Source organism: Bacillus sp. FSL R10-2201, assembly GCF_038008665.1.
GTDB classification, from domain to species: Bacteria; Bacillota; Bacilli; order Bacillales; family Bacillaceae_G; genus Bacillus_A; species Bacillus_A mycoides.
The window spans coordinates 1,256,068-1,271,238 of sequence record NZ_JBBOZP010000001.1 but is presented as its reverse complement, the minus strand read 5'-3'; the positions used below and the strand labels follow the sequence as shown (position 1 = coordinate 1,271,238).

The 15,171-nt window shown below is 36.5% G+C and carries 14 protein-coding genes; 5 read left to right on the top strand and 9 right to left on the bottom strand.

Annotation, left to right across the window (positions count from 1 at the left end; all coding sequences use genetic code 11):
* Positions 1-375: 375 nt before the first annotated feature.
* The 4 genes from NSQ69_RS06565 to NSQ69_RS06550 all read right to left on the bottom strand — a co-directional run bounded on the left by NSQ69_RS06565 (position 376) and on the right by NSQ69_RS06550 (position 2,339).
* Entirely contained in the window at positions 376-513 is a 138-nt protein-coding gene (locus NSQ69_RS06565; RefSeq protein ID WP_341099068.1) for a hypothetical protein, read from the bottom strand.
* A 509-nt stretch (positions 514-1,022) separates the two neighbouring features.
* The gene (locus NSQ69_RS06560; protein WP_000853571.1) at positions 1,023-1,160 is read right to left on the bottom strand and encodes a hypothetical protein; all 138 of its coding nucleotides are present in this window, start codon (positions 1,158-1,160) and stop codon (positions 1,023-1,025) included.
* 871 nt (positions 1,161-2,031) lie between these two features.
* Positions 2,032-2,160, bottom strand: coding sequence for a hypothetical protein (locus NSQ69_RS06555; protein WP_341099067.1), 129 nt, complete (start codon positions 2,158-2,160; stop codon positions 2,032-2,034).
* Positions 2,161-2,210: 50 nt separating this feature from the next.
* A complete protein-coding gene (locus tag NSQ69_RS06550; protein ID WP_257204998.1) occupies positions 2,211-2,339 on the bottom strand; it encodes a hypothetical protein in 129 nt (42 codons plus the stop codon).
* 810 nt (positions 2,340-3,149) lie between these two features.
* Here NSQ69_RS06550 and NSQ69_RS06545 point away from each other — a divergent pair.
* On the top strand, positions 3,150-3,470 hold the full coding sequence (locus NSQ69_RS06545; RefSeq protein WP_341099064.1) for a PadR family transcriptional regulator: 321 nt from the start codon (positions 3,150-3,152) through the stop codon (positions 3,468-3,470).
* A gap of 314 nt (positions 3,471-3,784) precedes the next feature.
* On the opposite strand, the gene NSQ69_RS06540 is transcribed toward NSQ69_RS06545, so the two are convergent.
* The 5 genes from NSQ69_RS06540 to NSQ69_RS06520 form a co-directional block, all read right to left on the bottom strand.
* Positions 3,785-4,324, bottom strand: a complete 540-nt coding sequence (locus NSQ69_RS06540; protein WP_341099063.1) for a hypothetical protein — start codon at positions 4,322-4,324, stop codon at positions 3,785-3,787.
* 474 nt (positions 4,325-4,798) lie between these two features.
* Positions 4,799-5,158 carry a hypothetical protein gene (locus tag NSQ69_RS06535; RefSeq protein WP_341099062.1) on the bottom strand — a complete coding sequence of 120 codons (360 nt, stop codon included), beginning with the start codon at positions 5,156-5,158 and terminating at the stop codon, positions 4,799-4,801.
* 134 nt (positions 5,159-5,292) lie between these two features.
* Positions 5,293-5,475 (bottom strand): DUF3976 domain-containing protein, encoded by a 183-nt coding sequence (locus NSQ69_RS06530; protein ID WP_002086895.1) that lies wholly within the window; start codon positions 5,473-5,475, stop codon positions 5,293-5,295.
* Between the two features lie 28 nt (positions 5,476-5,503).
* Positions 5,504-5,881, bottom strand: coding sequence for a hypothetical protein (locus tag NSQ69_RS06525; protein WP_002117153.1), 378 nt, complete (start codon positions 5,879-5,881; stop codon positions 5,504-5,506).
* Positions 5,882-5,883: 2 nt separating this feature from the next.
* Positions 5,884-6,093, bottom strand: coding sequence for a helix-turn-helix transcriptional regulator (locus NSQ69_RS06520; RefSeq protein WP_000428510.1), 210 nt, complete (start codon positions 6,091-6,093; stop codon positions 5,884-5,886).
* Between the two features lie 825 nt (positions 6,094-6,918).
* Here NSQ69_RS06520 and odhA point away from each other — a divergent pair.
* The 4 genes from odhA to NSQ69_RS06500 all read left to right on the top strand — a co-directional run bounded on the left by odhA (position 6,919) and on the right by NSQ69_RS06500 (position 15,163).
* Positions 6,919-9,786 (top strand): 2-oxoglutarate dehydrogenase E1 component, encoded by a 2,868-nt coding sequence (gene odhA / locus NSQ69_RS06515; RefSeq protein WP_002126030.1) that lies wholly within the window; start codon positions 6,919-6,921, stop codon positions 9,784-9,786.
* A gap of 129 nt (positions 9,787-9,915) precedes the next feature.
* Positions 9,916-11,172: a 2-oxoglutarate dehydrogenase complex dihydrolipoyllysine-residue succinyltransferase gene (gene odhB, locus NSQ69_RS06510; RefSeq protein WP_078175527.1), complete on the top strand. Its 1,257-nt coding sequence runs from the start codon at positions 9,916-9,918 to the stop codon at positions 11,170-11,172.
* A 125-nt stretch (positions 11,173-11,297) separates the two neighbouring features.
* Entirely contained in the window at positions 11,298-13,217 is a 1,920-nt protein-coding gene (locus NSQ69_RS06505) for a putative thiazole-containing bacteriocin maturation protein (RefSeq protein WP_002126028.1), read from the top strand.
* On the top strand, positions 13,214-15,163 hold the full coding sequence (locus NSQ69_RS06500; RefSeq protein ID WP_002126027.1) for a TOMM precursor leader peptide-binding protein: 1,950 nt from the start codon (positions 13,214-13,216) through the stop codon (positions 15,161-15,163). The genes NSQ69_RS06505 and NSQ69_RS06500 overlap by 4 nt, the downstream gene beginning before the upstream one ends.
* The last annotated feature ends 8 nt before the right edge of the window (positions 15,164-15,171 follow it).

The window sequence follows — 15,171 nt, the reverse complement described above, 5'->3', positions numbered from 1 at the left end:
CAGCGACAGCCCAGAATGAATTTAACTCTGCTACTTTAATTTCTTTAAAAAATAATTTCTTCATGCTCTTCATCCCTCGTTTTTGAATATAAAAATTCTTACGGATGAAATCATGTGAATTTTGTTAAAGTAACGAAACAGGCACTTTAAACCACTGATTATACAGTAAATATTTGGAAGGTATTATGTTATAGTGCGTTACTATTTAATTTTTTCGTAATTGTAGTACTCTGCCCACTAAAATTCCAGAAGCTAGCGTTATTGTAGTTGCTAAAGCAATATTCATATATAAATTACTACTATTAACAAGAACAATTAAACCAAACACTATTAAAGCTGGGATTATAATAAAAAGTAGATTTTTATTCATATCCATCACGTTAAAATCAGTACGCTAGCCACGCCTGCTCCAGCTGCGACTACGCCTGCTCCAATACCTGCTCCAACCCAAAAATCTGTACCATGTGAATTTAATTCTTCTAATGTAAGTTCTTTAAAGAATAATTTTTTCATTTTTTCCGCCTCCTGTTTTAATCTTCCCAAAATTTATTTGGATATATAATCAGGTTAGTATGTGCCTATCTTTACAGCATTGATCGTTCACTACCCTATTAAGTTAAAATAAAACCAATTCCAACTGCTGCGCCGCCACCTACAACCGCGCCACCTGCCATACACCAGCCACAGTTTAATTCTTCACTTTCAATTTCTAAGAATTTTAAATTTAACATTGTGTTTTCATCTCCTTCCATAAAGTCTTCAGAGGTATCAACTAGAAAATCATCACTATATATATAGATATAAAAATACTAAATGAATGAAATTATAGATGGTTTTAATAACTTTTATGTCTTAGAAATACGGGGTACCATTAAATACCATATATAACTATTTGAGAATAACATGAAATAAAGAAAAACGAATATGCAATGTTGCATATTCGTTTAATAACTTAATATACAAAAAATAGCATGTAATCGTAGGCTACAATATCAAAATTGATATTAAACACTCCACATTCATCATGTTACAATTAGTACACCAGCTACGGCAGCTCCAGCAGCAACAACACCTGCTCCAATACCTGCTCCAGTCCAGAAATCTGTACCATGTGAATTTAATTCTTCTAATGCAACTTCTTTAAAGAATAATGTTTTCATCTTTTTCGCCTCCTTCCTTGAATTTTTTAGTTTATTACCATCATTATTTTAGATCAAGTTAGTACAAGACCTACTCCAATACCAAATCCAATCGCAAATCCAGCAGCATCTGTATAAGAGTTTACTTCTTCTAACTCAACTTCTTTGAAGTATAATGTATTCATTTGTTTACCTCCTTTTTAAATTATTTACGTTAATATTATTTAAGATCAAGTTAATACTAGACCTACTCCAATACCAAATCCAATCGCAAATCCAGCAGCATCTGTATAAGAGTTTACTTCTTCTAATTCAACTTCTTTGAAGTATAATGTATTCACTTTTTTCACCTCTTTATTACATTTTCAAAATACAATTCCCTACAGTTACAATCATGTAAGTATAATTAGTGCTCCACCTGCTAGTCCGCCAGCACCAAGACCTAAAGCGACCATGTCCCACACGTTTAAATCTTCTAATTCAACCTCTTTAAAAGATAATGTTTTCATGTTTTGCACCGCCTTATTACATTTTCAAAATACAATTCCCTACAGTTACAATCATGTAAGTACAAGTATTGCTCCGCCTGCTAGTGCACCAGCACCAAGACCGTAACCAATCATGTCCCACACGTTTAAATCTTCTAATTCAACCTCTTTAAAAGATAATGTTTTCATAATTTTCACCTCCTTGTTTAATTTTCAAAAAACTAATCTCATAGCTAAAATCACGTAAGTACAAGTATTGCTCCACCTGCTAGTGCACCAGCACCAAGACCATAACCAATCATGTCCCACACGTTTAAATCTTCTAATTCAACCTCTTTAAAAGATAATGTTTTCATAATTTTCACCTCCTTTTTTTTCATACAAATAGCTAATTTGTACAAAAATCAAGTAATAATAATAAATGCCGCAACACCTGATACTGCACCTACGCCACCCGCTACCGCGATTTTTACATTCCACGGTGCTGAGTTTAGTTCTTCTAACTGAACTTCTTTAAAAGATAATGTTTTCAAGCTTTTCACCTTCTTGTTTCAACATTCAAGTAGTTAATACGTTTTTATAATCAGGTAATAATAATCACTCCAGCTACACCTGTTGCTGTAGCTGCGCTTCCCATCAACACATATTTAAAATACGATGGCATAGAGTTTAATTCTTCTAATTCAACCTCTTTGAAAGATAATGCTTTCATGCTTTTCACCACCTTTTTTTTCATACAAATACGTTATTTGTACAAAGATCAAGTAATAATAATTACTGCCGTAACACCTGACGCTGCACCGACGCCAGCCGCTATCGCAGTCCACGGTATTGAGTTTAATTCTTCTAATTCAACCGTTTTGAAAGATAATGTTTTCATGCTTTTCACCTTCTAAAACAATGAAATTTTATATCATCAAGTTAAAATAACGTAAATTCCAATGCTGCCCATAGTTACCGATTGAGCCCAACTAGTTGCCGAGTTCAATTCTTCTAATTCAACTTCTGTATAGAATAACTGTTTCATATGAAGAAACCCCATTTATTAAGTTAATAAAATGCCAATCCCAACTGCTGCACCGCCACCTACAACCGCGCCACCTGCCATACACCATCCGCAGTTTAATTCTTCATTTTCGATTTCCATGAATTTTAAATTTAACATTATGTTTTCATCTCCTTTCATTATGTCTACTCAATTATTTAAAAAATCACTTATACATACTATATAAATAAACAGAATAAGCGATATTAGATATGACTATTATTTACTACGTTTCAACTGGCATTGAGGAAAATAAAATATATACCATATCTAACAATTTCAGGATAACATAAGATTACGAAGTATAAATATGCAATACTGCATATTTCAAAAAAAATCCAATTTTTTTTGAAATTGACTACACATATTGTACACTTCTATTCAACTTTCTTCTTATATATAAGTCCATTTCTTTGGTTGCATTTATTGAAAAAATGGCTTAAGATATCGATATACGATATATCGGAGGTAGTTATAATGAAACCCGCAGTAGAACAATACATTCCATTAACAGAACCACAATACTATATTTTACTGTCATTACTAAAACCTATACATGGTTATGGAATTATGCAAGAAGTTGAAAACCTTACCCATGGAGAAGTCAAACTTGGACCAGGCACATTGTATGGGATTATTAAAAAGCTATTAACCGAAGAACTAATTGATGAGGTAGCATCGATAGATAGAAAGAAGTGTTACGTGCTTACCCCTTTAGGCAAAGAGGTATTAGAACTTGAACTTAAACGATTACAACGCTCTGTTCAAAATGGTCTGAGTTTATTTTATGGGGAGTAACAAAGGAGCTTTACAAGAAAATTAAAATTAAAAACTATACGAGATACTCCGTATATGCCCATGTAATTTAATATATGTGTCAAAATGAAGAACATCGTAAGTTCGAGCCTCTCCGGGTTCATAAATATAGAAACCATATCAACCTTCTACGTGATATGGTTTCTCTTCTTTATACAAGTCAATCACTTCCAACCAAACAGCTTCCCCAAAGATGTCACAGTCGCACTCCTTGTCTTTATTTAAATTCAATTTCACAAGTTGCTATCTTATAGTTGCTTGATGACAACTGATGTCATTGTTTGTCCATCCCCCCATCAATCCGTAACACAAATGAACCACACTTTACGCTCCCTACTATCTAACACCATCCAAGTAGCATCCCAGACAACATCGTAAAACCAATCTGTCCAAGGGCGATAGCTTTCGAACACTTTAATATCTTCATATCGATCTTGAAACATATATTGACATACACTGACCGCTAATTGCTTGGCGATAACTGGTCGTTCCTTAAACCCTTCATATGCTCCGCCCCACAAAATTTGCGCGGCAATGCTACCATCAAGCATGACTGCCAGATGTTCTTCAAAATGAAACTTATATTTTTCTGATGTATGTATTTTTAACTCTTCTAAGTTATGCATTATATCTAAAGAGTTGAAGATTCTTCTAAAGAAGTGCTCGTGCCCATCTTTCGAATGTGGTATTTCTTTGAAAAAATTTTCGTTATGCACTTTAAAACAGCTTATTATTGCGCCACCAATTATGTTTTGTTCCTTAAACGTGTTTATAAGTTGCTCAACAGATGAGTCATTCGTTTCTATTTTTTCAAATGTTCCCTCTTTCCATCTCATAACGCCCACTACTCTCTATTAAAAATTTGTTTCCTCATTATAAATAGCAAAATAAAAGCCAGCAACTTTAAGGTTGCTGGCTTATCTCTTATTCCTATTCGAAAAAACAATAACAATTGCTCCAAGTACATAATGCCCTGCTACCATCCAAATACTCCGATCAAAGATCATAAGCGATAACCAAAGTGATATATTAATAGCAGCAAATCATACATATAAAGTGAAACTTTAATCAGTGGGGCTTTTGTTCATCCCCCACTGATTATTAGTTGAACCAATCGGGCTTTTACGGGCAGTTGATCCCCCACCTAACTTCTTTGCTTCCGCTGAATTTTGAGGTGAGGGTCTTACAGCCCGTTAATGCGGGATAAATTGCACCGATTGGCGGAAGGATGAAGCAAAGGAAAAAACAAACATTTTTCTTAACGACCATGGATATGAAGTTACTGTCTACATATGAATCTCCTATTCACTTTATAGTACCTTTAACATCGGTCTTACTACCCTATATTCGTCACTATGAGGCTCCTTTATGATTAAAGGTGAGTGAGGATTTTTTTCTTCTTCTATCATTATGAATACTTCTGTTTTTTCTTGTAATGTGTTGGATTCACTATTTTTAGTAGGTTTTTTACTTGTTTCAATTTTCTTCGTTACTTCTCCGAGCCTTTGTCCAACTTTTTCAGCTTCGGCAGGTTCATTCGTAACGTAGTATTCTTGATCCTCCCATACTAACATAGGTGGCACTTGTTCTCGTTTGTTACATATTATATAAGTAATACTAGCTATAAGTAGTAGACATGTTAATAAAAACAAGATAGTTTTTTTATTCATATACTATTCATCCTATCTATCATTTTATTAAATTATATAATATCCATTATATTCAGTAAATGGATATTATAGGAATTTTCTGTTTTTATATAAAAAAGAAAAACCTTACTGATGTAAGGTTCCATTTTTATATTCTATAGTGACTGATTTATTAAAACGATCATTACGATAATCGCTATAAACATAACAACTAAACAGCCGATCATTTTATAAAAGCCTCTTTTCGTTAACGTCCCGCCTTGAACGTCTTTCCGAATAAATAAGAATACGGCTAAAAATAATACAAGCCCCATGCCAAAAGCATACATCATTTGCATATGTTAATCTTCCTTTCTCTTTTACATCTTAATATCTTTTCGATAAAACAACAAACGATATAAAAACTGTACTCATCGTAAGTGCCATTAATATATTCAATAGTTCAACCGCAGATAGCGTAATTACTTTTAAGTTTAAGCCAATAGAGAAAAGAAGATAGTATGCCGTTAGTGCAAAAAAACTGAAGAACATTCCTTTATAACGAATGAGTTTCATTCGCTCATCTTTTTCTTTAAATTGCGGGTGCAAGTAGCTTAGGCAAAAACACATGATCATCATTGCAAGTACTGTATAGGTTGGAATTGGCGGCGCGGAATGTGTCATTATACCTGCTAATATCATAGTTCCACTCATAATTAAAAAGATAATTCCCATAATTACAAAGTACTTTTGTGAATAATTCATCTCTATTCCTCCCCTTCTTTTCCTTCATAAATAAATACATGTTCTATCGTTGTCTGAAATGTTTTTGCTATTTCAAATGCTAACGGAAGTGATGGATCATATTTTCCCTTTTCAATTGAAATGATGGTTTGTCTGGAAACTCCAAGTTTCTCAGCCAATTTTTCTTGAGATAGTCCAAATTTTTTTCGGTATTCAACCATTTTATTTTCCAAGGAAATTTCTCCCTCCTTCCTTATACCGAGTATATATGTAAAGGAAACTTTACGTCAAGTTTCCTTTACATTCATTTCGTCTATTTTTCATTCTATTTATATAGAAGAAACTTTTCAAATTCAGCACGTCTATTTTGAAATGAAACATGGAACAATGTATATAGCCGTTACTATATCTCCTCTCCGTTTTTATGAAAATTTAATATCTCCATATTTGTTTTATCCTTTTAAAATGTTTCATTCTGCTCTTTATCGGGTGAAATACGCTATTGTTTTTACGTTATTTTTCGCCATATTTATAGAAACTAACGGTTTATGAAGCATTTTTTATGTATAGCCACTTTTTTTGTAGAAATCCTTCATTTTCCTTTCGATATTTAACACTATCGAGATAAAGTTTATGGTAAATTCATAATTTTTTATTTTTTATACTATATTCCGTTATATTGTTGTATAATATCAATGAAAGCGCTTATTATTCCAATATACATAATTCGAACTGAACTTTATCGAAACATTCTGATAGTTATACTTATATTTAAATGCAACAATTATAGGTATTAATGTAGGTATACCAAATATATCCACCCCGTTTTCCCGTGAAATTACTTTATAACATGAAAGATTAACTTGGGTGATAAGTTATTGTGAATGTTTTTTTACAAAACAGATAAGTAATAGTGTTTGGTATTATGTAAATTATTGTAATAACATAAGAGTAAAGAAAAACATTTACATTGATTATTGGTTCATCAATTATTGAAAAGAGCAAAATGCACCTTTTTGTATGGAAAAAGGATTATATGCATTGGGAGGTTTAAACAAATGACGAGGAAGAATACAACGACAAACCCTTGGGCCAAGTTCCATGGTCCGAACCTTGGTTATGTTATTGAACAGTATGATCTTTACGTAACTGGAGCAGGTTCTGTTGATCCGGAATTACAAGAGCTTTTTGAAATTTTTGGAGCTCCTTCGTTTCAAGATGATGTCGTAACAGGGGACAACACAGCAACACATTTTTCTCCTCAAAACACAGGGAACATTGAAAAGATTCTTAAAGTCGTTCAACTTGTTGAACAGATCCGTTCTTTCGGGCATACATTGGCTCACATTAATCCGATGGAAGATGCTGCAAACGGACAATCTCTTATCGAGAAAACAATGAACGAACTGAGCGATGCTGACTTGAAAGCGATTCCAGCAAAAACAGTATGGCAAGATGCACCAGAGGGTATTCACACTGCACTTGATGTAATTCATAGATTAAAAGACGTTTATACAAAATCTTTAGCTTATGAATTCTCACATATACAAGATAGTGAAGAACGCGCGTGGTTGCATCAAATGGTGGAATCAAATTCATTGCGTCAACCATTATCAAATAAAAAACGAACTGCTCTTTTAAAACGTTTAACTGCTGTTGAAGGTTTCGAGCAATTCTTGCATAAAACATTCGTTGGTCAAAAGCGTTTCTCAATAGAGGGCGTTGATATGCTTGTACCTGTACTAGATGAAATTGTTTCAGAAGGTGCTAAAGGCGGCGTTGAAGATGTCATGATTGGTATGGCTCACCGTGGTCGTCTAAGCGTACTCGCTCACGTATTAGAAAAGCCATATAATCACATGTTTGCAGAATTCAAACATGCAAAAATAGAAGGTGCAGTGGCAAATGCTGGCTGGACTGGCGACGTGAAATACCATTTAGGTAGAGAACAAGTCGTTGGTAATGAAGAGGTTAGCACTCGTGTTACATTAGCAAATAATCCGAGTCATCTTGAGTTCGTTAACCCTGTTGTTGAAGGTTTCGCACGTGCAGCTCAAGAGAATCGTAAAAAATCTGGTCTTCCAGAACAAGATACTACAAAATCATTCGTAATTTTAGTTCATGGTGATGCTGCATTCCCTGGTCAAGGTGTTGTGTCTGAGACACTCAACTTAAGTAGATTGAATGCATACCAAACTGGCGGAACTATTCATGTTATCGCAAATAATGCAGTCGGCTTTACGACTGATAGCTATGATTCTCGTTCTACTAAATATTCAAGCGACCTTGCAAAAGGTTTCGATATTCCGATTGTTCACGTGAATGCTGATGATCCGGAAGCTTGTCTTGCTGCTGCAAACCTTGCGATCCAATATCGTACGCTGTTCAAAAAGGACTTCTTAATCGATTTAATCGGTTACCGCCGATATGGTCATAACGAAATGGATGATCCAGCAGTTACGCAACCACAAGTGTACAAAAAAATTAAAAATCACCCAACTGTAAGAGCAATTTATGCAGATCAATTACAATCTGCTGGCGTTCTGAATGCAGATGAGGTTGAAACAATTACTCAGTTTATACAAGAGGAATTAAAGGCTGAATACGCACAAGTGCCACCAGCTGATACGAGTGCTGCAACAATTCACGTTAAAGTTCCAGAGGTTGTTGCAAAAGGAATTCAACCGATTGACACTGGTGTTTCAATTGAATCACTTCGTGCAATTAATGAAGGACTATTATCTTGGCCTGAAGGCTTTAACGTATATCCAAAAGTGAAGAAAATTCTTGAGCGCCGTAAAGATGCTCTTGAAGAGAACGGTAAAATTGAATGGGCACTTGCTGAATCGTTAGCATTCGCTTCTATTTTGCAAGAAGGTACGCCAATTCGTTTAACTGGTCAAGATTCACAGCGTGGTACATTCGCGCACCGTCATATCGTATTACACGATACTGATACAAACGAAACATATTCACCATTACACCGTTTACCGAACATTAACGCATCATTCTCTGTTCATAACAGTCCGTTATCAGAAGCTGCTGTTGTTGGTTACGAATATGGTTACAACGTATTTGCTCCAGAAACTCTTGTGATGTGGGAAGCTCAATACGGTGACTTCTCAAATACTGCGCAAGCATTATTTGATCAATATGTTTCAGCAGGAAGAGCAAAATGGGGTCAAAAATCTGGTTTAGTTCTTCTATTACCACACGGTTATGAAGGTCAAGGGCCAGAACACTCTAGTGCACGTCCAGAACGTTTCTTACAATTAGCTGCGGAGAACAACTGGACAGTTGCAAACTTAACGAGCGCGGCACAATACTTCCATATCTTGCGCCGTCAAGCATCTATCTTAGGAACAGAAGCTGTTCGACCATTAGTAATTATGACGCCGAAAAGCTTATTACGTCACCCACTTACACTTTCTACAGGTAGTGAGTTAAGTGAAGGACGTTTCCAACCTGCTTTAGAACAAGGAAACCTTGGTGCGAAACCAAATAAAGTAAAACGTCTTGTTTTAAGTACAGGTAAAATGGCAATTGACTTAGCAGCAGAAATCGAAAGTGGTAAGCATGAGTACAGCCTAGATGAAGTTCATATGGTTCGTATCGAGCAGTTGTACCCATTCCCTGCTGAAAAAGTTCAATCTATTATTAAACGCTTTAAAAACTTAGAAGAAATCATTTGGGTTCAAGAAGAACCTCGTAATATGGGCGCATGGCATTACATGGCTCCAATTCTGTTCGAACTAGCTGGGGATAAAGTGAAAACAGGTTACATTGGACGCCCGGATCGTTCTAGCCCATCTGGTGGCGATCCATTCGCTCACAAAGCTGAGCAAGAATTAATCGTTGCACACGCTTTAGATGTGAAGTACAACTTCCGTCAAGATAAACAAGAAATTGAAGTTTTCAGCAACTGAAAGTAACAATGAGTTTTTCAGGCTTGGCTGTGGCAGATAGTCTGCCACAGCCAGGCTAACAAATGGAGATTACCGAAGATTAAAGAAGATAAAACACACCGTTAGGCAAATAAGGGGAGGACATTTAAAATGATCGAAATTAAAGTACCTGAGCTTGCAGAATCTATTTCAGAAGGAACTATTTCACAATGGCTTATCAACGTAGGCGACAAAGTTGAGAAAGGTGGCAGCGTTGTTGAGCTTGAGACTGACAAAGTCAATGTAGAAATCATTGCAGAGGATTCAGGTATTGTATCGAAGTTACTAGGCGAACCTGGAGATACAGTTGAAGTTGGTGCTACTATCGCAATTTTAGATGCAAACGGCGCAGCGGTTGAAGTAAGCACACCTGCTCCGGCTAATGAGCAACCAAAACAAGAAACTACTGAAGCACCGAAAGCAGCAGCTCCAAGTGCTGAACAAAATAAAGCGTTGCAAGGTTTACCAAATACAAATCGTCCTATCGCATCACCAGCTGCTCGCAAAATGGCTCGTGAATTAGGAATCGATTTAAACGAAGTACGTAGCACAGATCCACTTGGACGTGTGAGACCACATGATGTACAAGCTCACGCTGCAGCGCCAAAAGAATCACCAGCTGCTCCAAAACAAAGCCCGGCTCCAGTTGCAAAAACTGAATTTGAAAAACCAGTTGAGCGTGTGAAAATGTCCCGCCGCCGTCAAACAATTGCAAAACGTCTTGTAGAAGTTCAACAAACATCTGCAATGTTAACTACATTTAACGAAGTTGATATGAGTGCAATCATGGAATTACGTAAAGAACGCAAAGATGCTTTCGAGAAAAAACATGATGTACGTCTTGGCTTTATGTCATTCTTCACAAAAGCAGTTGTTGCAGCATTAAAACAGTTCCCATTATTAAATGCTGAAATTCAAGGCGATGAGCTTATCATTAAAAAATTCTATGATATCGGTATTGCAGTAGCAGCTCCAGATGGATTAGTTGTTCCAGTTGTACGCGATGCTAACCAATTGAACTTCGCTGAAATTGAAAGCGAGATTCGTAATTTAGGTCTGAAAGCACGCGATAATAAACTTTCATTAAAAGAGCTACAAGGTGGTACATTTACAATTACAAACGGTGGCGTGTTCGGTTCTCTAATGTCGACACCAATCCTAAATAGTCCACAAGTAGGTATTCTAGGGATGCATAAAATCCAAGTACGTCCAGTTGCAATTGATGCAGAGCGTATGGAAAACCGTCCAATGATGTACCTTGCACTATCTTACGATCACCGTATTGTTGATGGTAAAGAAGCAGTTAGCTTCCTTGTTGCTGTTAAAGATATGCTTGAAGATCCAAAATCATTATTATTAGAAGGTTGATAGATTATTAATCTATTAAAGGCTGTAGAATGAATCATTCTACAGCCTTTTTTCATTATGTTCATACGGGACAAATCACACTACATAGACTAACAATGTATGCCTAAAACGTAAGGGGGATAAACATGAATAACCTTCCAGTTCATGCAAAACTTAAAGCAAATAAGGATACTTTCTTCCTCCCCGATTCAAACGGGGGTGTTTACTTTCGAAATAACTCCAGTTCATTCCGTATGGATGGTGATGGAATTTATGACTGGATTGAGAAATTAATGCCTATGTTTAACGGTAATCATTCTTTGACAGAAATAACCGATGGTCTCCCTCTCCCCTATCAAAATCGTGTATTTGAAATTGGAGAGATTTTATATGAAAATGGTTTCATTCGTGATGTAAGCCAAGATGCTCCCCACGAATTAAACAGTGCATTACTCGACAGATACGCTTCGCAAATTGAGTTTCTAGAAGCTGATTCCCATTCAGGCGCTTTAAAATTCGAAAGGTACCGCGCAGCAAATGTGCTTATAATTGGTTCTGGTGATATGCTTACTTCCCTAGTTTCTTCTTTATTAGAATCTGGTTTACCTACATTCCATTATCTTGTTACAGATCGTGCTGAAACAAACTACGATCGAATTCATGAACTAAGCGAACGTGCATATGCAAATGATGACAATGTACTTATTCAAGAAATAGATATTACAATTGATCGCCCTTTACATGAAGTATTCGAGCCTTTCGACTGGATTTTATACGTTTCCCAAAATGGAGATATTGAAAGTTTAAGAGCAATCCATACTATTTGTAGAGAATTTAAGAAAAATTTCATACCAGCTATGTGCTTATCAAGAATTGGTTTAGCTGGACCCGTCGTAACCGCAGACCGTGAAGAATGCTGGGAATCAGCTTGGCATCGTCTACACGAAACTACTTTACAAAGTGAAAATCCACCTGAACCTTTCTCACCAATTGCATCTGCAATGTTAGCAAATGTTATCGTTTTTGAGTTATTTAAACTTGTCGCTGAAGATTCACATAGGCAGCATAATCCTCAATTCTTTTTATTAAACTTGGAAACACTTGAAGGAAAGTGGCACCCTTTCATAAAACATCTTCTCGCAACCGATGAAATCTTTACAATTGATACGGTGCAATATCTTCAAGAAAACCTTGCCCAACGTTCCGGACAATATACTTCAACTGAACTTTTTCGTTTTTTTGATACGTTAACTTCTAAAGAAGCTGGCATATTCCACATGTGGGATGAACAAGATTTACACCAATTGCCTTTATCACAGTGCAATATTCAAGTTGCAAATCCATTATCAGACGGACCTACCTCTCCCCTTCCTACTATAACTTGCGGTGGATTAACTCATAATGAAGCACGCCGCGAAGCTGGCTTAACAGGAGTTGAAACATATGTAGCTGAAATGATTCATCGTCTTATCCCCGAACATACTGATATCGGTATTGGTGCTGGGGAAACGATGACAGAAGGTGTATACCGAGCACTCCAAAAACATTTAAATAATAAGTTATATGAACGCCAATCACATATGCTAGAAGAGATTACAGAGCTTTATTTAACCGAAATTCATGATAAACATTGTAGGTTTTACTACGATGCTCTCTCTACAATTCATGAAATACCTAAAGTAGGAATGAGTGAGGAGTTACTTGGTTTTCCTGTCGTTTGGATCGGTATTAATGATAGATGGTATGGTGCGGCAAATATTAATATAACACTCGCATTAAGAAATGCTCTGCAACAAGCACTCCTTCATATTCAAAATGAAGAGATTCCTTATAAAGCTAATATGTTACCGGAATCATCCATTGTTTTATATAGTACGGATCCTGTTAGAGTAGCAATACAAGAAGAGGAAGAAATTCCAGGCGTACAGTCTTTACAAGTTGCTTTGCAAAATTTAACGGAAAACAACTTGTATCCATTCGTTTTTGATTTAGCTATTGAGTCATTTTTAAGAGACAACTTAGACGGTGTATATGGAGTATTAATTGCAAAGGAGGATGACCAATGACTCAAAACATACTACTTATAGGAGATGGCCTACTCACAGACTATGTACATGAGCAATTGTGTAAGCAATATTCACTCATCCGCCAGCATACAATTACAGAAGCTCTCCCTGAAAACATTCATCTTGCTCTCGTTTTACATGACGGGTCTCCTTCTTCCGTACATCATGATGCTGAGCTTATCTTTCGCTCAAATAATATTCCGTGGCTTCGCGCGTTTACTTCGTTTGGTGAAGGTATTATCGGTCCTTACGTGAAGCCTCTTACAACTGGATGTTCCCACTGCGCTGATGGACGCCGGTTTATAGCTGGCTTTGATCAAAAAGAAATGTGGGAACTACAACGAAAATATGCATTAAAAGCAGAGAACGTGACGAGGCGTGATGTACGCGCCACCCAAAATGGAATGTTACAAATGTGCCAGCTCATTCATGCTGAAACAGAGAAAATATTAGCTCATGGATATTCTTCTTTAGAAAACGAACTCATTTTACTGGACTTACAAACGTTACAATGTACCCGGAATTCGTTTCTTCCAGACCCTCTCTGTCCGGTATGCAGCAATTTGCCTGACGATACAGCAGATGCAGCGCAAATTTCTTTACAACCAAGTTTGAAAACGAGTACTGAAACGTATCGCTGTCGTTCCATTCATGAGCTAAACACATTTTTAACGAGAGACTATTTAGATTACCGGACTGGTATTTTAAACGGCCAAATGCAACATTCTTTATTACCGTTTGCTGATGTCATTATAAACATGCCGTTACTGTTTGGAAATGAAGGTGTCGCGGGCCGGACTCATTCATTTGCACTTAGTGAAGCAACCGCTATTTTAGAAGGATTAGAACGCTATTGCGGTATGTCGCCTCGTGGAAAAAAAACAAATGTACATGGCAGTTTTCGTGAGCTAGAAGATATTGCACTGAATCCCCTCACACTTGGTGTGCATACAAATGAACATTACAATCGTGATAGTTTTCCATTTAAGCCGTTTGATCCTGATTATGAGCAAAACTGGGTATGGGGATATTCTTTATTACAAAGCAGGCCCCTTCTAGTTCCAGAATCAATCGCTTATTATAGCCTTGGTCATAGAGATGCTTTCGTGTATGAAACATCAAATGGATGTGCAATTGGTGGTAGTTTAGAAGAAGCAATTTTTCACGGCATTTTAGAAATTGTAGAGCGTGACGCCTTTTTGCTCACTTGGTATGCCGAATTACCTCTTCCCCGTCTCGATCTTAGTTCAGCCAATGATACTGAATTGCAACTAATGTTGGAACGCTTACGCACAATTACTGGATATGAATTATACGTTTTCAACGCGACGATGGAACATGGTATTCCGAGCATATGGGTCATTGCGAAAAATACAAGGCAAGATGGTATGAATCTCGTCTGTGCTGGCGGCGCACATATGGAACCAATTCGAGCTGTAAAAAATGCAATTCATGAAATAGCGGGCATGTTACTTATAACAGATGAAGAGCTTGAACAAAAAAGAGAGAAATATGAAAACTGTTTACAAGATCCATATCTTGTTTCGCAAATGGAAGATCATAGTATGCTGTACGGATTGAAAGAAGCGGAAGAACGTCTTCACTTCCTTTTACGTGATGATGCTCCAGTGCAAACGTTCCAAGAAATGAAGGTATTACAATCATTTGATATGGATTTAACATCTGATCTTCATCAACTTTTAAACAGGTTACATCAATCTGGACTTGAAGTAATTGTTGTAGATCAAACGGTCCCCCTTATAGAAAAGAACGGCTTACATTGTGTAAAAGTAATTATTCCAGGCATGTTACCGATGACGTTCGGTCACCATCTCACTCGGGTTACAGGACTGGATAGAGTGTATACCGTACCGATGACACTTGGATATTGGGCTGAGCCTTTAACGAATGAAAGTTTAAATCCACATCCGCATCCGTTTCCATAATTCATAGT

Coding starts and splice junctions, on each gene's coding strand:
- NSQ69_RS06550 (WP_257204998.1), bottom strand. CDS start 2,339: ATGAAAGCATTATCTTTCAAAGAGGTTGAATTAGAAGAATTAAACTCT.
- NSQ69_RS06525 (WP_002117153.1), bottom strand. CDS start 5,881: ATGAATTATTCACAAAAGTACTTTGTAATTATGGGAATTATCTTTTTA.
- odhB (WP_078175527.1), top strand. CDS start 9,916: ATGATCGAAATTAAAGTACCTGAGCTTGCAGAATCTATTTCAGAAGGA.
- NSQ69_RS06565 (WP_341099068.1), bottom strand. CDS start 513: ATGAAAAAATTATTCTTTAAAGAACTTACATTAGAAGAATTAAATTCA.
- NSQ69_RS06500 (WP_002126027.1), top strand. CDS start 13,214: ATGACTCAAAACATACTACTTATAGGAGATGGCCTACTCACAGACTAT.
- NSQ69_RS06540 (WP_341099063.1), bottom strand. CDS start 4,324: ATGAGATGGAAAGAGGGAACATTTGAAAAAATAGAAACGAATGACTCA.
- NSQ69_RS06535 (WP_341099062.1), bottom strand. CDS start 5,158: ATGAATAAAAAAACTATCTTGTTTTTATTAACATGTCTACTACTTATA.
- NSQ69_RS06545 (WP_341099064.1), top strand. CDS start 3,150: ATGAAACCCGCAGTAGAACAATACATTCCATTAACAGAACCACAATAC.
- NSQ69_RS06505 (WP_002126028.1), top strand. CDS start 11,298: ATGAATAACCTTCCAGTTCATGCAAAACTTAAAGCAAATAAGGATACT.
- odhA (WP_002126030.1), top strand. CDS start 6,919: ATGACGAGGAAGAATACAACGACAAACCCTTGGGCCAAGTTCCATGGT.
- NSQ69_RS06560 (WP_000853571.1), bottom strand. CDS start 1,160: ATGAAAACATTATTCTTTAAAGAAGTTGCATTAGAAGAATTAAATTCA.
- NSQ69_RS06530 (WP_002086895.1), bottom strand. CDS start 5,475: ATGCAAATGATGTATGCTTTTGGCATGGGGCTTGTATTATTTTTAGCC.